Origin of the sequence: Marinibactrum halimedae, from assembly GCF_021234875.1 — a bacterium.
Taxonomy (GTDB): Bacteria; Pseudomonadota; Gammaproteobacteria; order Pseudomonadales; family Cellvibrionaceae; genus Marinibactrum; species Marinibactrum halimedae.
On sequence record NZ_JAJQVM010000002.1, the window covers coordinates 75692 to 100075 of the forward strand.

Annotated in this window: 16 protein-coding genes; 5 read left to right on the plus strand and 11 right to left on the minus strand. The window is 43.8% G+C overall.

Features of this window, described 5'->3' with window-relative positions; translation table 11 throughout:
* Positions 1-20: 20 nt before the first annotated feature.
* Positions 21-1835, minus strand: coding sequence for an ABC transporter transmembrane domain-containing protein (locus LU351_RS01535; RefSeq protein ID WP_269783228.1), 1815 nt, complete (start codon positions 1833-1835; stop codon positions 21-23).
* Positions 1836-2138: 303 nt separating this feature from the next.
* Here LU351_RS01535 and LU351_RS01540 point away from each other — a divergent pair, with 303 nt between their 5' ends.
* Entirely contained in the window at positions 2139-2726 is a 588-nt protein-coding gene (locus LU351_RS01540; protein WP_232592244.1) for a hypothetical protein, read from the plus strand.
* Between the two features lie 98 nt (positions 2727-2824).
* On the opposite strand, the gene LU351_RS01545 is transcribed toward LU351_RS01540, so the two are convergent.
* Positions 2825-4450, minus strand: a complete 1626-nt coding sequence (locus LU351_RS01545) for a hypothetical protein (RefSeq protein WP_232592245.1) — start codon at positions 4448-4450, stop codon at positions 2825-2827.
* A gap of 481 nt (positions 4451-4931) precedes the next feature.
* On the opposite strand from LU351_RS01545, the gene LU351_RS01550 reads away from it, so the two are divergent.
* Together LU351_RS01550 and LU351_RS01555 are read left to right on the plus strand one after the other, a co-directional pair.
* Positions 4932-5837: an alpha/beta hydrolase family protein gene (locus LU351_RS01550; protein WP_232592246.1), complete on the plus strand. Its 906-nt coding sequence runs from the start codon at positions 4932-4934 to the stop codon at positions 5835-5837.
* 222 nt (positions 5838-6059) lie between these two features.
* A complete protein-coding gene (locus tag LU351_RS01555) occupies positions 6060-6896 on the plus strand; it encodes a DUF3108 domain-containing protein (protein WP_232592247.1) in 837 nt (278 codons plus the stop codon).
* 73 nt (positions 6897-6969) lie between these two features.
* On the opposite strand, the gene LU351_RS01560 is transcribed toward LU351_RS01555, so the two are convergent.
* The 9 genes from LU351_RS01560 to LU351_RS01600 all read right to left on the minus strand — a co-directional run bounded on the left by LU351_RS01560 (position 6970) and on the right by LU351_RS01600 (position 23056).
* Positions 6970-8187, minus strand: coding sequence for a glycosyl hydrolase (locus LU351_RS01560; protein ID WP_232592248.1), 1218 nt, complete (start codon positions 8185-8187; stop codon positions 6970-6972).
* Between the two features lie 110 nt (positions 8188-8297).
* Positions 8298-9182 carry a hypothetical protein gene (locus LU351_RS01565; RefSeq protein ID WP_232592249.1) on the minus strand — a complete coding sequence of 295 codons (885 nt, stop codon included), beginning with the start codon at positions 9180-9182 and terminating at the stop codon, positions 8298-8300.
* 43 nt (positions 9183-9225) lie between these two features.
* Positions 9226-10083, minus strand: coding sequence for a hypothetical protein (locus LU351_RS01570; RefSeq protein ID WP_232592250.1), 858 nt, complete (start codon positions 10081-10083; stop codon positions 9226-9228).
* 432 nt (positions 10084-10515) lie between these two features.
* The gene (locus tag LU351_RS01575; protein ID WP_284284982.1) at positions 10516-19038 is read right to left on the minus strand and encodes a calcium-binding protein; all 8523 of its coding nucleotides are present in this window, start codon (positions 19036-19038) and stop codon (positions 10516-10518) included.
* Between the two features lie 47 nt (positions 19039-19085).
* On the minus strand, positions 19086-19748 hold the full coding sequence (locus LU351_RS01580; protein ID WP_232592251.1) for a hypothetical protein: 663 nt from the start codon (positions 19746-19748) through the stop codon (positions 19086-19088).
* A 99-nt stretch (positions 19749-19847) separates the two neighbouring features.
* On the minus strand, positions 19848-20639 hold the full coding sequence (locus tag LU351_RS01585) for a hypothetical protein (RefSeq protein WP_232592252.1): 792 nt from the start codon (positions 20637-20639) through the stop codon (positions 19848-19850).
* A complete protein-coding gene (locus tag LU351_RS01590) occupies positions 20626-21303 on the minus strand; it encodes a hypothetical protein (protein WP_232592253.1) in 678 nt (225 codons plus the stop codon). The genes LU351_RS01585 and LU351_RS01590 overlap by 14 nt, the downstream gene beginning before the upstream one ends.
* 100 nt (positions 21304-21403) lie before the next feature.
* Positions 21404-22084 carry a hypothetical protein gene (locus LU351_RS01595; RefSeq protein WP_232592254.1) on the minus strand — a complete coding sequence of 227 codons (681 nt, stop codon included), beginning with the start codon at positions 22082-22084 and terminating at the stop codon, positions 21404-21406.
* Between the two features lie 120 nt (positions 22085-22204).
* The gene (locus tag LU351_RS01600) at positions 22205-23056 is read right to left on the minus strand and encodes a DUF4261 domain-containing protein (RefSeq protein WP_232592255.1); all 852 of its coding nucleotides are present in this window, start codon (positions 23054-23056) and stop codon (positions 22205-22207) included.
* A 423-nt stretch (positions 23057-23479) separates the two neighbouring features.
* Between LU351_RS01600 and LU351_RS01605 the strand changes: the two genes are divergently transcribed.
* On the plus strand, positions 23480-23650 hold the full coding sequence (locus tag LU351_RS01605) for a hypothetical protein (RefSeq protein WP_232592256.1): 171 nt from the start codon (positions 23480-23482) through the stop codon (positions 23648-23650).
* A 180-nt stretch (positions 23651-23830) separates the two neighbouring features.
* The gene (locus LU351_RS01610; RefSeq protein WP_232592257.1) at positions 23831-24379 is read left to right on the plus strand and encodes a DUF924 family protein; all 549 of its coding nucleotides are present in this window, start codon (positions 23831-23833) and stop codon (positions 24377-24379) included.
* Positions 24380-24384 lie beyond the last annotated feature (5 nt).

A 24384-nucleotide genomic window follows, 5' to 3' on the forward strand; every position in this document is an offset into this window, starting at 1 on the left:
TATCTGCCCCTGTTTTCTCTTTATACTTCCTTTTGAACGTCACCAAACTGCAATTGGGCCAATCGCCGATACAAAGGTGAACTTTCCATTAATTCTAAGTGCGTGCCCAAGTCTTGCAATTGCCCGTTTTCCAGTACGGCAATATTATCCACATGCAAAATGGTGGATAGCCTATGCGCAATAATTAATGTGGTACGATTTTCCATTAGAGTCTCTAAGGCTTGTTGGACGTGATGTTCGCTTTCTGCATCTAAGGCGCTGGTGGCTTCATCCAACAATAAAATTTTGGGGTCATTCAAAATAGCGCGAGCAATAGCAATACGTTGTTTTTGTCCACCAGATAATCGTGTGCCTTGCTCGCCTAAATGACTGTTATATCCTTCTGGCAGTTTTTCAATAAATTCATGGGCATGTGCCGCCTTTGCCGCTTGGATGACTTCTTCATCCGTGGCGTTGGGTTTGCCGTAACGGATGTTGTACCAAACATCAGCGGTAAACAGCACCGGCTGTTGCGGCACTACGGCTAATTGTTGTCGTAATGATTCTGTGCTTAAAGTACGAATATCGACACCGCCTAAGGTAATTTGACCGGCGTCCGGGTCATAAAATCGCTGAATTAATTCAAATAATGTGGATTTACCGGCACCGGACGGGCCCACCAAGGCTAAACTTTTTCCCTGCGGGACATCAAGCGACAAGCCGGCCACCGCCGGTAAAGTGGGGCGAGAGGGATAAGCAAATTGCACATTTCGAAATGCCAATAATGGCCCTTGATTTTCTTTTTCACCTTGGTAGGTATCCCCTACGTTTGTGGGAATCAGGGATTTTACATTTAATAATTCAATTAAGCGCTCTGTTGCCCCAGCCGCACGCTGTAATTCGCCCAGCACTTCGGAAATGGTGGCGACGGCCGACGCCATGACGATGGCATAAAACACAAAAGCGGCTAAATCGCCCCCAGTCATACGACCAGCTAACATATCGCTACCGCCCACCCAAATTAGGCCACCAATAGCCACAAATACCAATAAAATAACAGAGGCAATTAACATTGCGCGCTGACGAATTCGGCCTTTAGCCACTTTGAAAGCTGTTTCAACTTCTTTGCCGAACGCTTTTTTTTCCAATTCCTCATGGGTGTAACTTTGTACGGTTTTAATATTTTGAATAATTTCTCCAGCGTAAGTGCCTACATCGGCAATGGCATCTTGGCTGGCTTTGGACAGCTTACGCACTCGGCGCCCGTACCAAAGAATGGGAGCCAAAACTAACGGCACACCAATGAGCACCATTAAACTTAATTTTAAGTTGGTGAATAATAATAAAATCAACGCCCCCACAAACGTTAACGCACTGCGCAAGGCCATAGAAAAGGACGAGCCAATGATGTTTTGCAATAACGTGGTGTCTGTGGTTAAACGCGACATAATTTCACCACTGCGATTTAATTCAAAGTAGCTCGGGTGCAAGGTGATTAAATGAGAGAAGACAGCCGCGCGTAAATCGGCGGTGACTCGCTCTCCTAACCACGACACTAAATAAAAACGGGTGTAGGTGCCCAAGGCCATTAATAAGGACAAAACAACCACAGTCATCACTGACTGCCCTAAAGCCGCTTGAGACTGAGCGATAAATCCTTCATCAATAAGCAACCGAACGCCCTGACCAATCGACAGAGTGACCCCTGCGGTAAATACCAAAGCCACCCCTGCCGCCACTAATGTGCCTTTATAAGGCCGCATAAATTGCCACAGGTGCTTCAATACGGTAAATGAGCGTACTGGCTTTTGCTCCGTCTCTTTTGTAGATGAGTCCATGGGGGTTGTATTTGTCATAACAAAAAGTCTCTTACATTCTTGTCTACACCATGGCAGTCACGCCCAATCACTCACAATAGCAAAAGGCGTCATTTTTCCAAAAAAATGACCAAACATCGAATTTTAGTCACAACGGATTACAAACAAGCCACTCTAAAAAAATCGTATGACTTTAGGATTTCTTTCCAATGAATTTGCGAAATGTGCCAAAGACGACAAGTTACACTGTGTTCATTGCATAGATTGCTATGCCCAGCTTAGCAGTACAATTTAACCGTCACGGCGCAGATTGTGACAATCAAAGGATGAGAGGAAAAGTAAATGTCTGATCGCGATACCAGTGCAGTAAAAAAAGGATTAATTGAAAACCCAAAAAAATTTCTATCAAAGAATATTCTCCTTGTTCCTTCACCTACTGCAAATCTTAATTGCTCATACTTACGCAAATTTGATTTTGATCTTTATGAAGGGCCAAAGACAACAACCTACAGTGGAAATATTGATCGCGGTAATCTCCTAGCCTATTACCTCCCATGGGGGGAAAACTCAGGTTATCACGTCGTTCTGGAAAACAACGACACAGCAGACATTATGTTTACAGCTCAATTATCGGGCTGTGCTGTTGGCTATATTCGTGCTTCTGACGGCAGTGGTGCTGTCCGTGTAAGCCACCACAATATACAAACGGCAAACGGCTCTACCGATGATGCAGCAATGAAAGAAAGCCTCGATTTTGCACAATCTACATTGCATAGAGGTGACTATCGAACTACACCTGATATGTATGCTTATTATTACGGTATTAGACAAAAGGGTATGATTAGTGGCGTAAGTTGGAAGTTTTATCGTCAAATTGTCAAACAAGTCGGCTTAGGTGAGTTTACCGTGGAGAGCGTTGCTGAAGTATAAAATCCTAAATAGAAAGCGCTCCCTACTCAATTATGAAGAATTGATTGGAAGCGCTTTTTTTATTTTTACAATACGTAAATTGAATTGTTACTCACACATTAACGAATCAAATTACCCTCACCCAATTCATAAAAAATACCTTGCCCAAACTCCGCACGAGCACGCTCAGCCAGATCAATTGCTTGATTCACTAAACGACGGCGATCACGATCTTTAATTGGGTCATCATCATCGTCGTCATCTTCATCATCGTCGTCCATTAGCCGCCTTCTATCTCCATCCTCATCATCATCGTCATCATCGTCGTCGTCATCACGACCGAGAGCTCGACGGGTTCTTTGCAGTGCGGCTTGCAAATCTCTCGCCGCCGATTGATGTAAAATTCGGCCTCGTGTTCCCAATAACACCTGCCGAGCATCTTCCAATTCGAACTGCGCCAGTTCAATCAAATCAATTTGTGTCTCTAAAGAATCGCCATTGAAATCATCCAAAACAACGATGACGGCTTCTAAGCGCTGTAATGCCATATCAATATTCAAGGCCGCATTTAACACACGCAATAAACGCCCCACCTGGTTGACTTCTTGACGACTTAAATTAATTGGGCTGCCCACCTGGCCACTGGGAGAGTTAGCAAATGCATCAGAATTATAGAATTCGATCGCCTCTTCCAGATCACCCGAGGCGTTAGTGTGAAAAAAGGGCCCGGTATCGGCCGCTTCAATTAACGGCGGGCTGTTAAACGTACCATTCCCAAAGGCATCATTGATATTATCGCCATTGGTATCCACATTAAATTCGGTTAACCCAGCCCCACCAAAGCCACCATCGCGTGGAATATTTGCAGCATCCACCGACCTTAAGCGTGCGGCTTCTGTCCCTGTATTAAAATTTCGGTTATTGCCATTAACAATAAAATTGGCACCGGCATTTAAATGACAAGCATTACAACGGCCTTGATTTAAAAAAACATCAATACCCGCTTGAGCGGCGTTATCGTTCAATTGCAGTGCACTCAAATCAATCTCATTAGTGCGCCCTAATGCGATCTGAAAATCCAGCGCAAAATCCAGCTCTTCCTCCGTAGGCAAGCGGAAAGACACCCCATCCACCCGACTTAAATCTTTCGGAAAATGTTGAATAACCGCGCCAGTTAAAAAATCCCGTAATGTACCATCGTTCGGCGCACCATCACCCGACCAACCTGTTCTTTCAAAGGGTGGAATAGTGGTACCATCGGTTACATCCGGCGCTAAACTGGTTGCCATAGACAGTGTATGAGGAATAGAACGCAGGGTAAATTTATTATCTAAATCTTCTCTGCCGTCCACATTCTCAAGAATGAGCGCAAAATTTCTTAAAAAATCCGGACGCTCCAGTGTGGCAATAGAAACGTTATTGCTTGCAACGAACAACGGGTCATCAGAAGACAGTCTTTTTATAAATTGTGGAGAAATTGTAAAGTTGTCTTCCGCACGATGGCAGGTACCACAGGTGCGGCCATTTCCATCAAACGTTTCTTCAAAAAATATTTTTGCGCCAACACAGACGCTTAGGCTCACCAAGCCTGTTTCGACGCGAGGATCATTTTCGCAATCCGCCTCAAAGGCTTCAAACGAATACGAACTTTCACTGATCATCAGTAGAGAAAACAATACGACCACTAAAGACCATAATGAAAGACTGGATTGAGCTTCAGACTTTTCACTTCCTTTCACATCCATATTTGTCACCTTATTATGATTGATTTTTAAAGAGGTACACACAAACGTCTTTTCGATATTTTTTATGCAAACTAAGAAACCATGTACATGGTAAAAAACATATACAGACAAAAAACTCACACATAAAAGTCAATGCATGTAACACAAGTACATGCCAATAGGCTCAATAAAATACGGAACCTAAAGGAGCAGCACACACATGATAAAAATGAGAAAAGACGGCAACACCACTTTACCACTACCCCAAAAACATAGAAGTAGAAAAGTAATGTCTAATTAATTAAAACCTTAATTTTTCTTTAATGGGATGTATTTTGCGCCATTGTAGTATTTGGCACAAAAGGGATATGTATACAACAATCTTGAATATGTATACGCCGATAACGACAGCGATTGGTATTCTGTACTCACTGTTTAATGAGTTACACGAAAGGCTCACCACGCCACCCGTGCCCGCTGTATCAACATCCGAGGAAAGACCATGATCGCGAATTTTCTAATGAAAAAAGTGGCTAAAGTTATCGCCGATGTTCCACGCACCCCCATCCTAAGACGCCCTGACGAATACGGCATGGCGTATGAAGAAATTACCTTTCCCTCCTCAGATGGGATTGTGTTGGAAGGTTGGTATATGCCCGCCAAAAAGCCATCTAACAAGGTAGTTATTTGCAATCACTTTTCACCAGGCAATCGCTATGGCTATGCCGGACATATCAAGCCTTGGCATAAAGCTGGCGGGTTTGAAGTCAACTTTCTCCCTAAATACAAAGCTTTGGTTGAAGCCGGTTATAACGTGCTTGCCTACGATTTAAGAAATCATGGGTTCAGCGCTCCGGCTCAAAACGGTGGTTACAACCCCAATCTTTTTGAATACAAAGATGTGATTGGTTCTTTAAATTACATTCGCTCCAGAACCGATACTAAAGAGATGGACATTCATCTTCACAGCATGTGCTTAGGCGGTAATGCGACTTTAGTAGCCATGCGTAAAGCACCAGAAGCCTTTGAAGGCATTAAATCCATGATGTTAATTCAACCTATCTCAGGCACTGCGCTAATCAAGAAGCTCAGCAAAAACATGAAGCTGGGTAAGAAAGGCGAAATCGCTTTTGAAAAACACTACAAAGAGATCTGGGGTTATAGGATGTCTGACTCGGCACCCATCGGTGATGCCCCTTTTATCAATATCCCTACCTTTGTGGTACAAGTGAGAGAAGACGCTTTCACCTGCGCAGAAGAAGATGTCCAAGCGATTTACGATGCGATTCCAGTCAAGGAGAAAAAATTGTATTGGATTGAAGGCACCAAACAACGTTTTCGCGGTTATACCTATTTTTCAGAAAATCCTCAGCAAATGCTGGAATGGTATGATCAATATTCTAACTAACTACTAACTACCAACCACCATAATCTGCCTAAAACCTGACTGACGCGGTGTCACTCTCTATAGAGGGTACAGCCTATTAGAGGGCACCGCCTATCAATTTCGCCTTAACACGATGCTCTGCGTAATCACTATCATCACTACCATGAGGTTCATATAGAATTCACGCAAGCGCCCTTATACTACAGGGGTATTTGGAGAGTATTTTTTGGAGAGTGGCCTGTAATGAAAAAAACATTGTTAATGGGTGGTATCACCTTGGCGCTATTGCCATACACATTACAGGCTCAAACCGCTACCAGCCAAACCAGTGTGGATAATATCCTCACAACAAGCGCGGCACACGAGTCTTCCGCAACTCACTCAATAACGCCACAAGAGGAGTGTTCACAACAAGCACTTAACCAACTATTAGATTCCACTTGGCACTATAAAGCCAATTACGATGGCATCCACGCAGATGCAGTTCGACGTATCGAGGCCACTGATGACCAAACCATTCACGCCACCACAGAAAGTTCGTGGTTATTTATCCGCCTAACCGAAGAAAGCCAGTTTCAATGGCCATCGTGGCAATTGATGGAATACCGCTATGCACGGCAGGGGTTAAGTAATAAAAAAGATTACACCATTACCCCATCGAATCACGCTAACGAATTTATTTCAGATTCCCCCACACGCGGACAACGTAAACTTACCACCACAGAGCCAGTGTACGATCAATTAAGTCATCAAATTCGATTGCAAATTGACGTCGCATGTAATGCAAACCAAAACACATTTGAGTATGCCATCGCAAAACGCCGTGGCGTTAAACATTACCAATACGAGCGACTGGGTAACGAAGAAATAAAAGTCAATGGAAAAACCTATTCCACCGTAAAGCTGGAAAAGAAAAATAACGGGGAAGAAAAAACACAAATTTGGCTAGCGCCAGAACTGGCTTATGGAATCGTTAAATTGGCGTATATTGAAGATGGCGATGCGAATTATATGGAATTATCGGAAATAAAATTACCTCAATCTAACGTGGAAAATACGCATTTAGACGGCATTAACTAGAAGGCACCAACTAAAAGCGATCTATTGAGATGGGAGCTGCCAAAAATTGGCTTAATAGCAGCTCCTCTAAATATTATTTCTTCTCTGAGGGTTTACCCGCCTGCAAGTATTTCTTTGGATTTAATACTTCTTTTAACCAACGTTCACGAATGAGTGGGTTCACCTGCACACGGCTGTCGCCCCAAAAGCCCGAAGGGCAATGAGGCTGACCGGCTTGCCCGCCAGGTATACAATGCCACATAAATTGACTGTCCCAATGGGTATTAATGTAAGCCACAGAAGTAATCACATCACGGTTATCATCAATAAAATCAAAAAACGGTTGGTACCATTCATTCCATAACGCTTCTGCGGAAATAGACACCGGTTCGTTTTTCATAATGGGGCTACGAGATAACTCTGCTATGCGATAACCTTGCGGAGCCGCCTCTGAAATCATCACCGGCTTATGGTGAGCACGAGCAAAATCCAATAATTGATCTTGCGCACGCTGGGGCGTATCCGGTGGCGTGTACGTCCATACTGTGAGATCACGATAAAAAACCGAGACGCCTACCACATCCACCACATCGTCGCCGGGATACCAATCGTTTAACATTTCAGGCCGCTGATGATCGTAATCGCTGGCACGCTCGCCACCCAGACTTTTATCCGGCCAAGTTGCAGAATGCCATACGGTTTTTACATTAGTAGCGCCGGCTTGCTCTAAAAGATCATGAATGTGCCGAAACGCCGCTTTATAACTGGCAGGGTGGTATTGATTCCATGGGCCGTCAAATTCATGGCCAATGCGTAAATAAACCGGTTGTTGATGGTCACGCAACGTCTGTGCAAAGCGCGTAATGGGTTCATCAAACTTGCCTTCAGCGATCTCTTTTGCAATACGATCTTGATCTACCGGCTTGTCGGTAAACGCTAACCCAATGGCCAATGCCGCGCTGGGAAAGTCCGATAGCGTTTTTTGAAAATCAATAATGCCAGAATCCCAGTGGGCAGGGGTATACACCCCCGGAAAGTTCTCATTGGTGGCTTGTTGGAAAACCCCGGTATACAAAGTAACGCCTTCCAGCTCATCTTCTGGAACCGTTCGATGATATTCATCAATCGTGTAGGTATCTTGACCAAGAAACAACAACACCGGCTCGCCGGTTATGGCTTTTGATTCATCCGATTCAGCCACAGGCTGCGTACCCTGTGATGCACACCCCGATAAAAGCGCTGCTGAAAGCAAAGCAGCACCGAATAATTTTTGACTAAAATTTCGCCACCCAGACCCAGAAGAAATCAACATTCGCACGCCCCTTTTTCTATATGCTTTTCTATATGCTTTTATTAATGCCCGCTTCATTGTGAAATGAGGCGGGCTACCATAGTAGACGCTATTGGGGTGGAAGGAAAATCTTAATAAGCTCTTTCAAGAAGCTTTAAATTAGTACGAGAGTGAATTTTTCCATTTTCATCCGATACAAACCAATGTATCTCATAAATATCACCAAATTCGTCTCCAATAAAATCTGGCATATCCAACTCTCTGCTTTCAATAAGAATAGGCTCTCCATATTTAAGATTAACTTCGAAAGGCTCTTTAAGAGCATAAGGCAACCCATTAGATAAGAACATAGTGGCCCACACCGTCATAGTCTTTTCAAGATCATTAAAATCATTATTAACAATCTCTACATTGTAATTCACTATTTTATCGCTACCCAAATCGGATTGAGAAGGTTGGCGCGTCAACTTACTAGACACTAAACTTTTTTCACCTTTTACAGTGACTTTAATATTTTCAACATCATAATATTTCAAATCATCCTCTGAGTCACTAGAAAAGGAGGGAACTTCCAATCTTAAATTATACCGCCCATCTAAATAAACCTCTTCATTTCCAGGAAAGCAGACTTTAATTTCAGGTATAATTTCTACAGTTTTAAATCCTATCACTTCCCCATTTTCATCATAAATTTCTTCAAGCCTAAGTGCGATTGGGAAATAGCTAACTAAATGCATAATTTTAATATCATAAGGATCAGACAACTCTCTTTCGCGGCTCACGGAAAGCCCTCTAGGAGAAGTTGGGTAAGTCACTTTATCCACTAATTCAAGAGAAACACACACCTCTTCAATAGAGAGGTATTCCTGACCAAGATCGACAGGAAATCGATAAACACTTCCTTCTTTCAACTGCAAAGGATATTCAAGATCTAAGTCAACTTCATTGACATTAGATTCTGCACCAACCAAACCTGAAAAAATAATACCAGCCAACAGCAGTGATTTTTTTATCATATTCAACAACCTTTATTAGAGACAAGAAAAACTTTCTTCATGATTATTCTTTAACAAACCGCATATGCGCCTGAACCTGCTCCTGAGTTTCCGGGTCTTGCAAAAACCAATACAAATCGTACTCGCCCGGCTCAAACCAAGCGGGAATATTCAAATAATTTCGATTAAATAATTTAGGCTCATTAAACTTCACCGCTATATTATGAGGTGTTTTTACCGGATAAGGGGTCGCATCTGGAAAATAGATGACCGACCAGGATTTAAAACGTTTTTCTGGATTGTCTTCGTCATTATTGAAAATCTCTAAATCGTAATTAACTCGGCCTCCGTAGCTGGGTACGTAAAAATTATCATGCTCATCTAATGTTGAGATAACTCGTATGGTGCTTTCTGTGCCTTTCACATTAACCGTTACATTTTTTATCTCTACACCCCCTCCTTGAGTTAAGAGGTCTAAATTAAACACACCATCTCGCAGTGCTTTTCCTGAAACAGGTAAGCAGGCATTAACGTTACTCAAATAATAGTTAGTGGAGCCAGGCACCAACACATTGCCCTGATCGTCGTAAATTGGATTTATGATTTCTGCCCATTTTAAAATAGAATAAGAGGGAAAGAATGTTAATAATTTATCTTTTATTTCTGTACGCTCAATTTCTCGCTCTACAGATAAACTGTCTGCAATACCATCAAAACTTTCTATGTCACCAAATTCAAATTGAACACACAGCTCTTCGATAGACGAAAACTGCGCACCTAAATGGATGGGCATTGTAAATGATTCATTTTCAATCAATGCGATCGGATAATCTGCTTCAATCTCTATTGTTTGCGTCATGGTTTCCGCATTTAAGATTGCTGAAAAAAAAGTACCAACAATCAACAGTGATTTTTTTATCATAAAATGATTACCTTTATTGAAAGCCGTAAAATTAAACGCAATACCGGCACCGATTGTGAAGAGACATCAGAGCAATGATTGCGTTAACAATAAAAAAAATGGCATACCCATTCGTAACGCGCCGAATATGTATTGTGCTTGTATCAGTGTTATGAAGGTGGATAGATAAATCGTAAGATCGCTCTTGAAAAATGATGCGAAAGAAAGCATCTCAAGAACGAAACAGATTATACCAAATACTGCTTTTTTATACAGTTTTTATGGCGACAATTTAACGCAGTCGGTGCCATTAAAAAATATTGAGGAGACAAAAAAGGGGCAATAAAGCCCCTATAAAAAAAATTACCGAAAGGTGAAATAAAGTGGCTGCCAGAAAATTCCTTCACGCCAGCCACTTAAATACATAACTTTTCTACATCAGCACAATCTTTCTTACATCATCACTGAACGATCAAAAGGCGTATTCAATTGACGAGTCACACTGGGGATATGCACATCCTGATGATTTACCCCACCCACTTCAGACTCGCTACCATTGTCAAAAGAAGCCATCGCACTAATTAATACATCCATACGATTATTCATTGCAATGCTATCACTGGATTCTAAAGTCTCTTCCGGTAACTCAACCACAAATGATTCGAACTGATTTGCAGGAATCAAAATACTCACCTCGCCTTCCACATAAGGCGCAACAGCCTCTATGGCATAACTTCCACCCAAGAAATGATTCATTACGGTGACTTGCTGTTGGGTATCGTCATCAACTCGAACAATCAAATTATCTCCCTGACGATACCAGTTAAGACGATCAATACTAACATCGTTAAAGAATAAGACATCTTGAGTGCCATCGGTTTCAGATATGACATCTTGGCCATTATTGGCGTAGTAATAATAATGGTCATTACCTACGCCACCTTCGAGCCAATCATTCCCATCTTCACCAACGAGAACATCATTACCTGCACCACCAAAGAGTACATCATTGCCCGAACCCACATGAAATCCATTGCCACCCGATAAATAATCATTTCCATCATTGCCGGCAAGATAGTCATCGCCACCGTGACCAAATAAATTCTCATTTTGATCCCAGCCATTGATGTAATCATTGGCATTGGTACCTTCGGTTTGCGGCCCACTGGCATTGATTTGCGTATCGTAATCGTCAGGATCCACCGATATCCCACCCGGCGCTCCGGTATCTGGATTACCGGTTCCAGGATCAGTATCTCCTGGATCGCCGTTTCCTGAATCACCGTCTCCTGGGTTTCCAGTGTCACCTCCGCCAGTATCTCCTCCTCCGGTATCATCATCCGCTTCAGAATAAGGCCTTACCTGTGGCTCAATAACGTACATTGGAATTTGGTTATGAGGTACTGAGTCGCCGTTATACACGGCTACGCTAGACAAACTCTGATCCCCCCCCAAGAAATGATTCAGTACTCGCACCTCCTGCTCTGAATCTCTATCGACCCTAACCACTAAGTCGTCGCCATCTTGATAAAAACCCAAACGGTCGAATGAAATTTCATTCATAATGAGGACGTCATTACCCCCTCCTGACACATCGATGGTATCTAACCCCCCTTGCTCACCATAATCAAAAGTATCGTTACCAGCGCCACCAACAAGATGATCATTACCGAGGCCACCAGCAAGATAATCATCTCCAATTCCACCTTCGAGAAGATCCATTCCTTCGCCACCGAATAATTGGTCGTTGCCTTGCCCCCCTCTAAGGGTATCATCGCCCCCATATCCGGATATAAAATCATCACCATTTTGCCCCATCAAAAGGTCATCCCCACCTTCCGATGAAGGTAGCGTGTTATCTCCATATATCTGGTCATTCCCATCGCCACCTAAAATCGTATCGGACACATCTAGGTAACCTTGCAATTGATCATCGGCATCGGTACCAACATACACTGCAAGGCTGTCTACCTCTGAGGACACCAACTCTGTTCCATCAGCAAAAAGGAATCGTTCGATTTTCATCAACACTCTGTTGTTATTGTAAGGATAGAACCAATCCTTAATTGTAATTTGATCGTCTGTCCCGTTGATTGTGATGACTAAATCCAGATCCTGGCGAGTAAATGCTACATCGTCCGCAGATATGCCTTCTCCAAATTGAAGAATGTCTTCTTCCGGTGTCGACGGATGTCTCCTCCCATCCAATTGAGTTTCAATAATCGTATCCTGACCATCTCCACGACTAAACTGATACACATCGCCTTGGAAGGAGCCGTAAAGGGTATCGTTACCGGTGCCGCCGTTGAGAATTTGCACGCCTACATCTTCATCATCAAAATATTCCGGCCCTTCTGAATCATCGGCGTATAAAATATCATCACCGGCGCCCCCTCTGAGTTCATCTTTAAGTCCTTGGCCGGTCAGAACATCATTGCCCTCACCCCCACTCAATACCCCGGTTCCGGTTAAGGTATCGTTACCCGCTTCACCAAAGAGCTGGCCCATACCTGTGATGGTATCGTTGCCGTTACCACCGAAGAAGGTGTTGTATCCGAACTGATCCGTAAAGGTGTCGCTGCCTTCACCCCCGTCCATCGTATCGTTACCGAGGCCGCCGTCGAGTGTGTCGTTGCCGCTGCCACCGTAGAGGGTATCGTCACCTCGATTACCATAGAGCGTATCATCGCCGCCATTACCGATAATCTCATCATCATCACGGAAGCCGTTAAGCGTGTTGTCGCTCTCATCCCCCACCAGCAACATGGCTTTGATATCACCTTGGCTCCAACTTACGCCGCTGGCAAACTCAATAGCATCGATGGCGTGAGTGCTGTACCCATCACTGACGAAAAAGTCTTCCACCGTCACCGCATCATCTGCGTAGTGGATCACTAAGTCTTCGCCTTCCCGCACAAGAGATACATCGGCTTCATTCACCGAGTCGTCAAAACGAATTACCTCCAACGTATCAACATCGGTTTCTCCGGTAATAATCCGATCATCACCATCACCTGCGGCAAAAAGGTAAGTATCACTGCCTGCACCGCCGGTAAGTACATCATTGCCACCTTGGCCGATAAGGGTATCGTCGGAGTCGTAGCCTTCGAGCACCTCATCTTCCTCAGTACCAATCAAGGCCAACGCACGCATATGCTCGGCATTCCATTGGGTAGAATCAGAAAATTGAACCGTGCCCACCGTGGGCGACCCAACAAAGAAATTTCGCAGGGTAATAGAGTCTTGGCTGTCGTCGATAAAATGCAGTAAAGCGTCATCCCCTGAGCGGCGAACAAGGAGGCTGCTCTCGGCAATGCCCTCGCCAAACACCAGAATATTCTCTGTGCTGCCATTGTCGATAATCACATCATGGCCATCGCCACGAGCGAAGTGGAACTCCTCCACGGTACGGGCGTTACCTTGCAGTACATCATCACCCAAACCACCGATGAGAAGGTTCCGCCCAATGCCATTTTCTTGACCCGTGAGATAGTCATCACCCTCTCCGCCTTCTAAGCGGCCAGTACCCACAAGACTATCATCGCCTTGTCCACCCAACAGCTGGCCGCTTCCTCTGAGAGTGTCGTCTCCTGCTCCGCCATCTAAGCGGTTTGTGCCTTCATAGTCCGTCAGCCTGTCATTGCCTGCACCACCGATGATCGTATCGTCCGAGTCATAGCCCTCTAACTCATCATCACCGTCTGTGCCCACCAACGACTGGGCACGCATGGCGTCCAGATCCCACTCAGTATCAGACTCCGTAAATTGAATCAGCGCCATCGCCGTTGAAACACTACGGAAGTAATTCTGTAGGGTCACCACTTGCTGGATGGCTTCCCCGTCGATAAGGCCAGAAATGGTTAAGATCGCATCATCACCCACTCGGGTCACGGTGGTATTGTCTTCACGAATGCCCTCTCCCAATACCACACGATTCGCATCAAGAGTGTTATCGATGATGACATCGTCACCATCGCCAAGGGCAATGCGATACTCATCCGCACCTCTCCCGCCTTCTAGGGTATCGTTACCCGCATTACCAATGAGCACATCATCGGAGTCGAAACCGACCAAATGCTCATCCGCTTCGGCACCAATCAGGGAGCGCGCACGTACTGCCTCTTGGCCCCACACGGTTCCAGAACCTTCAAAGCGAACGGTTACCACAGGCTCTTGGCCGCTGGAAAAATAATTCTGCACGATGACTTGGTTAACGACCTCGCCCCCAGGGATCTCTTCGCCCTCCTCGTCATACTCGCTCAGAGAAATCACCTCAAAGCGCGCGGTATTGCCGTCGCGAATCACACGGACTTGCCCTTCTTCGATAGAGCTGTCGAAAAGCAGAGTGTTATTGATCTCACTGTTGTAAGTTGAGCGATCAATAATTTCATCCACGCCCTCATTCAGGCTGATCCGATAGGTATCGTGGCCCAATCCACCATCTAAGGTGTCATTCCCTTCACCCCCAACTAAGGTGTCTTCGCCCGCACCGCCCTCAAGGGTATCGTCGCCGGCACCACCATCGAGGTAATCTTCCCCACGGTCGCCCTGCAAGTTATCGTCACCGACCTCACCAAAGAGACGATCGTTATCGTCGTTACCCATTAGGGTATCGTTACCCACGCCCCCCATCAGGATATCGTCACCGGTACCGCCATTGAGTTGATCATGTCCGGCTTGGCCAAGAATGACGTCATTACCCTCAGCCGAATCCAATGTATCGTCGGCGTCCGTTCCCGAGAGAATGTCGTTTTCTGCTGCGACGCCACTGGTGTCGCCTTCTGCGCCATCGGTCACCGAATCCACTCCGTCGGGGGTAACAGTAGGCGGGGTATCGCCATTAAAGTTCGGCGCAGCCGTCAGCAAGCCCGCGCCGTCTGGCAATAAGGTGTATTCCGTCACGGCACCAGCCGGCGGCAAGAAACCGCCACTACCATCGGGCACACCGGCCATCAATTCGCCGTCGGCGTTCTCAAAGTAGGTTACTGGGCCGGTAACGGCGACAGCGCCATTTTGCAACCAAGTCAGCGGGTCGGCAGGGTTAACATCGCTCGCCTCATCGTTGGCCACTGCTTGATCGATTGCGAGCAATTGACCAGAAAACCACAGCAAGTAATAACGTGGTTCAGACGCCGTGCTGTCTGAAGTCGTGCTATCTAAAGTCGTACCATCTGAAGTGACACTGCCTAAAGACTCATTGCCTGTAGAATCACTCTGGAAAAGCCCATTCAATGACTGAGCTTGAGAAACGCTCACGCTACTTCCGCCACCCACCTCATTACCACTTACACCGTTACTGGTATAACCGTATAAATTGGCATTCAATGCTTGATACTGCTCTAGGGCAAACGACCATAGGTCGTCGGCGGTTACTGTGCCATTGGCAAAAACAAAGGTACCGCCCGAAAAGGCAGCTCGTGAGAAGGTAACGGCATCGCCACCACCAAACGACAGCGTTACCGGTGCTGTGGCCGCATCGGCACCCAGCGCTAAACTGGCCGAGTAAACGCGCACATTAGAGGCGTTAATATGAGAAAATTCAAAGCGGTTTTGGCCGTTATCCACCACCGAATCGTAACCATGGCCTCGCTCGAAACGGTAGGTATCTGAACCTGCTTGACCAAACATATAGTCTGTGCCCGCACCACCAATCAGCACATCATCACCGTTGCCGGCAATCAAGTAATCCAGCTCACCGGAGCCACCTAATAAAGTGTCGTTACCATCTTGGGAGAAAAGCATATCCGAGCCTTCACCACCATCTAAAATATCCGCTCCTTGTGCAGACAATAACGTGTCATCACCCCCCTCTCCAAAAAGGCGGTTTATATCTGAGGAGCTGGCATCAAGCGCGTCTTGAACAAAATCATTACCTAAACCACCACGAAGAACATCACTGCCTCCGCCACCCAATAAAACATCATCACCTTCGTCACCCGATAAGTAATCATCACCGGCACCACCGGAAATTTGATCCTCTCCAGCACCACCAAATAAACGATCATTACCCGTACCATAGTCAGCAGGATTATCCCCGACCTCAACACGCACGCCCTCTTCAGTTTCATAGAAATGACCATCACCATAAAGAGAGTCGTTACCCTCTCCGCCTTCAATGAGGTCATCACCAGCTCCACCAATCAGAACGTCATCACCGGCACCACCATATAGGCTGTCATTACCGTGATACTGAAGGTCTATAGCGTGATCATCACCGATAACCCAATCATTACCCTCACCACCCGACAAGGTATCGTTACCGCCATTACCATAGAGATAATCATTTCCAGCACCCCCATCGAGCACATCATCCCCATGGAGCTCACCGGCTAATTGGAAAGCTTCTTGAGAGGTATCGTCGTATCCATCCGTTAAAAGGGACGATAAATTTTGCCGATACGATCGATCCCCCATCAAAGTATCGTTACCTTCACCACCAGAAATCGTATCGTTACCCAGCTCACCAAAAATATGATCATTGCCTTCACCACCACTCAAGATATCATCGTGGGTATGTTGGCCAGAATCGGTACTAACGAAGGAACTGTAATAATAAATTAGATTTTCGACTGTATTATGAAAATCGCGAAAACGTGAGTCCCCAAAAATTAAATCATTCCCCGACTCACCAGAGATAATATCATCGCCTCTTTGCCCTAGGATGCGGTCATTACCATCACCGCCAAAAAGGTAATCTGTGTAATGGTCTCCGCTGATAAAATCATTACCACCACCACCGTAAATGGTATTTTCATCGCCCTCTACATCATAAAGATTTGCCGTCATAAGATTGGAATACCACTGGCCAAAATTATTCACTGTAGGCCAGTCTGAGCTCGTGGATGGAGTATCTCCAATACTCAGAGAATCATGTCCCCCAAATAAATAATCGGTCCCTTCGCCCCCAATGATCGTATCCGAGCCACTTCCTCCTGCAAATACATTGAGCATATTTGGTTCTACCTCAACATAACCATCGTCTCGAATATAATCATCACCAGCATTTCCATATAAAAAAGAACGACGTCCTTCTGCACCAATCAAAATATCATTGTATTCAGACCCTTCAAACGTAATCCGCCCCGCAAAATGATCCGCATCATAATAAATTGCCCTACCATGAAAAGGACCTTCTAAAAGACCAGGATACAAACGCGCCCACAAGCGAAAAGCCAACCACTCAGATCCCGTTTCGGTGATATCAGTAATTTCCTCCGGATTCCAAACAAACATTCCATCCGTATTCCCAGGCATCTCTGGCATCTCTGGCGCTTCTGGCTCACTAAACGACAACCCAAAATGATTATTGTCGAAATGAAAATCACGAACGGTAATACTGTCACCGGAATTGGCACCGCCCACCAGAATTTGCAATTGATCGCCGTTGGCAATAAACAATGTTTCTTCATCAAGAATTTCGCCATCGGCATTTACCCATTGATAAACATCCGACTCACCCATTACCGCTTGCAAGTGCTCTACCGCCGTGCCATTAATCACTAACGTATTTTCACCTTCGGCATCCACAACGGTATCGTGACCATCACCGGTATTAAAAATAAAGGTATCGTTACCCTCACCCCCTAATAACCAATCGTCACCGTCTAAACCGGTCAGCGTATCGTCACCACCATTGGCCCACAGCCAATCGTTACCTTCACCTCCTTCTAAGGTTTCACTGCCTTCACTGCCTTCAATATCCTCACCAATCACCACCTGATATTCTTCATCCGACAACCCTTCTTCGGTCTCCCACAATTCACCTAAGGTGTCTTCCATGTCAGTGAGCCATTCGTTTAATTCGCCCAAGGTTTCATTACCGGGGAAGGCCACTTCAGCAATTTCTAGGGATGCCCGCAACGCGGAATAATTTTCGTAAATTTCATAGGCCGTGCCAATCCACGCCAGTGGGCCGCCTAATAAACTTAAGGCTAAACCGATGGCGGAGTCTGCGGCAGCGCTTTGAACAAACCCAATAAATTGTTCTTGAGTAATATCCAAATTCGAATTGGCAACAATCTCTGCCACCTCTGCCAACGTCAAATCGCCGTATTTTTCTTCTACGATAGCCACAAGAGAAAACACGGTAATACCCACGGCCACCGCACCGATTTTTCCACTGTGATTATTGATCAAATCGTTGAAAGTAGAACGACTAAAACCACCAAAATTATGAATTTGCCGATATTTTCCGGTCTCTGGGTCTAACTCAATACGCGTTGCCAAGTGCCGGCTAGCCGCAATATTCGCATCCACTTCGGGGGCTAAATCGTTATAAAATAAACGATTCATCCGAGATGTGACATTCTCCCCCGGATAACGAAAAGGCTTATCCGGGTCGGTATCAACATGCTTATCGCCATACAATTCAGACATGGCTGCCCGTTCTTCATCCGACAATGAAGGGTCGTTATACCGATGTCGATACATCGGGTCTTTATCGTACAAAAAGAATTTAATCCCATCTGCGGAGTTTGAAATTAAACCATCACGCAATTCATTTTGCAGCTCTGACACCATATTAAACGCATCTCTTGCGACAATAGCGTGATCTTTAGGGTCAGCAGACTCTAATTTTGTTTCAAACACATCGCGTATTTGTAATAAACGACCTTCAACAAATTTAATATACGCAGGGTGGCCAGACAAATGCACAGCGGCATAATTACCTTTGGCTGCTGCATCTTGAGCAACTTTCACGGTTCTAGGTAAAAACACACCATTACTAGCAGCATCTTGTTCATAAACCAAATTGCCATTTAGGCTTTCCATTTTTTTCAAGAAGTTAGCAATATCTTCATTAAAATCATCCATATCTTCTTGTATTAAAGTTGTTGGAATCAGATGATGCGCTGCAACTTGTTTTCCATCTGGACGAAAGGCAGCCTGATTCGCACCAGGTATAGTTTCATCATCTTTAAACGCATTATTTAAACTACCTCTTAACTTTCTTGGGTCGCCTGTATAATCACTCACTTAAAACTCCATAAATTCATTAAACAAAAAAACACTACCAAGCCAACCTAACTGTATTCAAATATCACCAAAACTCTCTCAGCTTTTACATTATAAAAAAAGAACAAACGAGCCATTAAAAAACTCTTATTAGTACTACCGATATACACATATTGATTGCCTTCAGAATCGAATAATGTCACAGCTTTATCTTCATCAAATGATGAATCCAGCTCTTCTTTATCAACTTCTCTTAGAGCAAAGTTAAAGTACTCTTCGACATCCGAAAACCAGTTATATAGATATGACGGGTATGACTGAATTGAGAAAAGTGGTATTTTTCCATCTCCTCTAGAAGATCGACTAGGCAAACATTTATTTTCATTAAAAATTTTCTTTGCTTCTTTGAGACCATTATTTGCTTTTTCATAATATGCATCAAAATTCAGCAGATCATCAACAGAGCAATCCATCTTCCACTTTCCATTAACTTTCGAATAAGTTAACCAAGTTTCACCGCAAAATTCGCCATAATTATCTTTGCCTATCAAACCTTCTTCATCACCTAAAGGAGTAGCAATCAATACATCATGCTGCCCCTCATCCGTTTGCAAATGAAAGGTGCCTAAAGGTAAAAATCGCTCCTTTTCCACTTCTGAATAAAACACCTCATCCGGATCAGGAAAGGCCGTATACAATTCATTATTTTCGTAAATCGGTTCATTTTTCATTTTTCTCCTCCTATCAAGCTACCCCAAGGCGTTATGTCAAACCGTTGTTTTATGGTTGCAATTTTCGTTACAGCCATAAAACAATGGACTGAATACACATTAGTCAAACTCATTAATCACAAGAACTCTCTCTGTATTTGGGCAATAGAAATAGAACATTTTTTGGTATAAAGCTCTAGTAACAACATAACCCAAATATTCATACTTATTATTTTTATCATCGTATATCAACACCTCCCTATCTTCAGCATGAGTAGACTTTGAGACACCATCAATATCTTTTAATTTATAATCAAAACACTTCGCAACACCACCAAGCCAGTTGTAGCCATAGCAAGCATATTCCTGGTGATAAAATAAAGAAATTTTTCTAACATCTTTGGAGTACTCTTTAACCCCTCTCATAGAAACTGGCAAAAAACCATTCAACTTAAATACTCTTTTAAAATCACTATAAATTTGATAAGCCTCATCAAAAGCAATTTCAAAATCCAAGAGCTGATCAGGGGAACAATCCAACCTCCACTTTTCATCCACCTTTAAATAAGTTAACCAAGTTTCACCACAAAACTCTCCATAATTCTCCTTTCCTATCATTGCCTCATCATCCCCAATGGGTGCTGCAATCAATACATCATGCTGCCCTTCATCCGTTTGCAAATGAAAGGTTCCTAAAGGTAAAAATCGCTCTTTCTCTACTTCTGAATAAAACACTTCATCCGGATCAGGAAAGGCCGTATACAATTCATTGTTTTCGTAAATCGGTTCACTTTTCATTTTTTCTCCTCTTATCAAACCACCCCAAGGCGTTATATCAAACCGTTGTTTTATGGTTGCAGTTTTCGTTACAGCCATAAAATAATGGGCTGAACGCAACTCAATCAAACTCATTGACCACCAAAACTCTTTTGGTCACAACATTATAAAAAAAGAACATTTCATGGATTAAAGCATTTGCACCAGCACACCCCAGAAAAACATATTCATTATAATTACTATCCATATATTTAATTTCTTTATCCTCTTTAAAAGGAGGCTCAAGCTTCTGCTCATCCACACCTTCAAGAACATATTTAAAATACTTCACCACATCATAAGAACAGTTGTACCCATGAGACATGTATGACATCAAACTAAAAAGGGAAATTTTTTCACTTTCAGGGGACTTAACCTCCTCTTTCAAAGGATGTGACAAAAAACCATTCAATTGAAATATTCTTTTCAGCTTTTTAAAAATACAATCAACCTCATCAAAACAAATACTAAAATCGAGCAACTGATCTGGAGAGCAATCTAGCTTCCACTTTCCATTCACCTTTGAATAGGTCAACCAAGTTTCACCACAAAATTCTCCATAGTTATTTTTACCTATCATCCCCTCGTCATCCCCAATAGGCGCTGCAATCAAAACATCATGCTGCCCCTCATCCGTTTGCAAATGAAAGGTTCCTAAAGGTAAAAATCGCTCCTTTTCCACTTCTGAATAAAACACCTCATCCGGTTCAGGAAAGGCCGTATATAATTCATTATTTTCGTAAATCGGTTCACTTTTCATTTTTTCTCCTCCTATCAAGCTACCCCAAGGCGTTATGTCAAACCGTTGTTTTATGGTTGCAGTTTTCGTTACAACCATAAAACAATGGGATGAATACACATCAGTCAAATTCATGTACAACTAGCACCCTTTCTGTTGCTAGGTTGTAAAAATAAAATAAATCTGGAGCTAACGCCTTCGTGAAAGTGTATCCCAGATATGTATACGCATTACCTTCACCATCAAATATAGATAGCTTTCTATCTCTCCCATAGGGAGATTTTGGTAATCCATCAACTACATCACTAAGAACACAAGAAAAATTTTCTTTTATATCGCCACACCAGTTGTATCCACAACGCGCATACGATTGCAATTGAAACAGTGGTATTTTTTTCGCACCTTTAGGAAACACCCTTACCTCGCTTAACGGCTCCGCCAAAAAACCATTCAGTTCAAATATTCTTCTTAAATTAAAAAAAATTTGAGAAGCCTCTTCAAAACAAACACCAAAGTCCAGCAACTGATCAGCTGAACAATCCAATTTCCATCTCCCATTAACTTTGGAATATGTCAACCAGGTTTCACCGCAATATTCTCCATAATTCTCCTTTCCTATCATTGCCACCTCATCCCCAATAGGTGCTGCAATCAATACATCATGCTGGCCTTCATCCGTTTGCAAATGAAAGGTGCCTAAAGGTAAAAATCGCTCCTTTTCCACCTCCGAGTAAAACACTTCATCCGCTTCCGGAAACGCGGTGAAGAATTCGTTGTTTTCATAAATGGGTTCGCCGTACATGGATTGCCTGCTGTCTTTCGTTAAATTTTGGCACAACACCGCTTAAAACCCCTCTGGCATGGCAAAGGGGTTTTGATCTCTGGGTATCTTTTCTCTTTCGGTGTAATCGGTGCGGTTAAACTAGGAAATGGTCTCTAGGGTCATTATCCATCTTGGCGGCACAGGGAGGTCATTGGGCGCTTGGCCCGACGATGCGCCGGGCTGCAAGCGCATACGAAATTGCTGTTGCCCACCAATGCCGATGGTGTCGTTGTCTTTAAACACTGGGCCATGGTTTAACGCATAACCTGCCATGCCGAATAAATGCTTGGCCGCTTCAACGGGCTTACCTAGGAAAGGGTCCACTTGAATTTCAAACCCCGTCAGGGAGGCAAGCCCGGCGGTAACGGCACCAAATTGGGTTTTACGATCCGGCGAGAGCATCCTCATACCCACCCAGTAGGTGGAGGGCAAATCGTACCAGGGATCAGATTCTTTATTGGTGTATTTGTCCATGGCTTGGCTCGCCCCGGCCAGAGCCTTACCAAAACCTTCGGCATCCGCCAATATCTGCGAGCCACTCCAAAAATACGCCAGCGGTTTGGATTTTTCACTCAAAAAATCCGCCAAGGTCATTAGCCCCATGGCGTTGTAAATGGCTTGCAATTGATGGGTAGCGTGCTTGAGTGGCGCAATAATAAGGTGCGCCTTATGAGCGGCGATTAATTGCTCACCATTACTCAGCCCCTGGCTGGTGCGCAACGCCACCTCAAAGGTCTCGGCGGGAATCGGCTGGTCAATCAGCATGATCGAGAAAGCAAACTTCCCCCACAACATGACAAAACTGTTATTGTCATCGGGCGCGCCTTGTATCGTGATGTCTGGATTGCCCAATTTTTCCTGAAAAAACGTTTCTAGCTCCGGGGCGGTGGTGCGCATGGCCTCTTCGAGCAGAACCATTTGCATCATCCCTGGGAAGGGTGGTTGTTCCATAATTACCTCGTTTACTCTCTTGATCTGTTTTTAAAGTACGGTGAACCAAACCGATCTTATCCATCGATTAAAGAATAGCCAATATAGCGGCAAAATGGTGATGAATAAGATTATTTTCTGTTTTTATAAGACGCTAATGTCACAATTTTGTTCCCCCCATTAATACTGTATATAAATACAATTTACTAAAAAGAATTCTATCATATTCAAGCCAATTCAGGGGAAGATTTCAGCGCCATTTGTGGATTTTATGACGGTGGGGGAAAGTGATTCGGACTGTTCTTGAGTGAAAAAAAATCAACAAATTTTTCGATAAAAAACCCTGAAATAAATACTCTATTCAATTCGCGAAACCTTGAATTAATTGTTGCCATATCCGAAACTAAACATTAATTTCTTAACCATTATTTACTTTAAGTACTTATGAGAATACATGACAACATTATTATAGAAGCGTTAGGCTACCTTAAAAAGATTCAAAAACCCGAAGATTTCGATTCCTGGAAATTTGGCTCCCACAGTGGTATGGGTTACGACGAACAATTTTCGAAACTTATTCAAGATTTCAATAAAGCGGTAGATAACAACACCTAATTAATTCCATATATATTCGATGGGTAAGCTCTCTAAAACTCTGCCAGAAAAACAACCGACTCTTTACCAATATCAGAAACATAAGATGATTTTTCCGCCACAACTTGGCCACTGATTTCCGGGGTGCCATAATAAAATCAACATTGGCTGTGAGCATTTATCAAACAAAGGATCGATCTTATGAGCGAGTCACCTTCACACAGCGTATTGCAATTTTGGTTTCAGGAGCTTGAACCTGCCAGTTGGTGGAAAAAAGACGACCAACTTGACGCACTAATCCAGCAAAAATTTAAATCGCTCCATCAACAAGCCATCCGCAATGAGCTATTCGAATGGCGCAGTACCGCCAAGGGGGCATTGGCTGAGGTGATTGTGATCGATCAGTTTTCACGCAATATTTACCGAGGAAAACCAGAATCATTTGCCTACGATGCTCTCGCGCTGGCTTTGTCACAACAAGCCATCCACCAAGGGTTTGACCAAGAACTGCCAAACGTAGAGCGTTCTTTTTTGTATTTACCGTTTATGCACAGTGAGTCGGCCATCATCCATAAAGAAGCCGTGAAACTGTATACCGCCTTGGGCAACCCTCAGAATTTAGAATTCGAGTTAAAACACAAAGCGATTATTGATCAATTTGGCCGATACCCGCATCGCAATACACTATTAGGCCGAACGTCTACCGAGGCGGAAATTGAATTTTTACAACAGCCTGGCTCGAGTTTTTGATTCGA

Excerpts from the sequence above, each read along its gene's own strand:
- LU351_RS01535 (WP_269783228.1), bottom strand. The coding sequence starts at position 1,835 with ATGACAAATACAACCCCCATGGACTCATCTACAAAAGAGACGGAGCAA.
- LU351_RS01565 (WP_232592249.1), bottom strand. The coding sequence starts at position 9,182 with ATGATAAAAAAATCACTGCTGTTGGCTGGTATTATTTTTTCAGGTTTG.
- LU351_RS01600 (WP_232592255.1), bottom strand. The coding sequence starts at position 23,056 with ATGGAACAACCACCCTTCCCAGGGATGATGCAAATGGTTCTGCTCGAA.
- LU351_RS01570 (WP_232592250.1), bottom strand. The coding sequence starts at position 10,083 with ATGATAAAAAAATCACTGTTGATTGTTGGTACTTTTTTTTCAGCAATC.
- LU351_RS01595 (WP_232592254.1), bottom strand. The coding sequence starts at position 22,084 with ATGTACGGCGAACCCATTTATGAAAACAACGAATTCTTCACCGCGTTT.
- LU351_RS01590 (WP_232592253.1), bottom strand. The coding sequence starts at position 21,303 with ATGAAAAGTGAACCGATTTACGAAAATAATGAATTATATACGGCCTTT.
- LU351_RS01540 (WP_232592244.1), top strand. The coding sequence starts at position 2,139 with ATGTCTGATCGCGATACCAGTGCAGTAAAAAAAGGATTAATTGAAAAC.
- LU351_RS01585 (WP_232592252.1), bottom strand. The coding sequence starts at position 20,639 with ATGAGTTTGATTGAGTTGCGTTCAGCCCATTATTTTATGGCTGTAACG.
- LU351_RS01545 (WP_232592245.1), bottom strand. The coding sequence starts at position 4,450 with ATGGATGTGAAAGGAAGTGAAAAGTCTGAAGCTCAATCCAGTCTTTCA.
- LU351_RS01580 (WP_232592251.1), bottom strand. The coding sequence starts at position 19,748 with ATGAAAAATGAACCGATTTACGAAAATAATGAATTGTATACGGCCTTT.
- LU351_RS01550 (WP_232592246.1), top strand. The coding sequence starts at position 4,932 with ATGATCGCGAATTTTCTAATGAAAAAAGTGGCTAAAGTTATCGCCGAT.
- LU351_RS01560 (WP_232592248.1), bottom strand. The coding sequence starts at position 8,187 with ATGTTGATTTCTTCTGGGTCTGGGTGGCGAAATTTTAGTCAAAAATTA.
- LU351_RS01605 (WP_232592256.1), top strand. The coding sequence starts at position 23,480 with ATGAGAATACATGACAACATTATTATAGAAGCGTTAGGCTACCTTAAA.
- LU351_RS01610 (WP_232592257.1), top strand. The coding sequence starts at position 23,831 with ATGAGCGAGTCACCTTCACACAGCGTATTGCAATTTTGGTTTCAGGAG.
- LU351_RS01555 (WP_232592247.1), top strand. The coding sequence starts at position 6,060 with ATGAAAAAAACATTGTTAATGGGTGGTATCACCTTGGCGCTATTGCCA.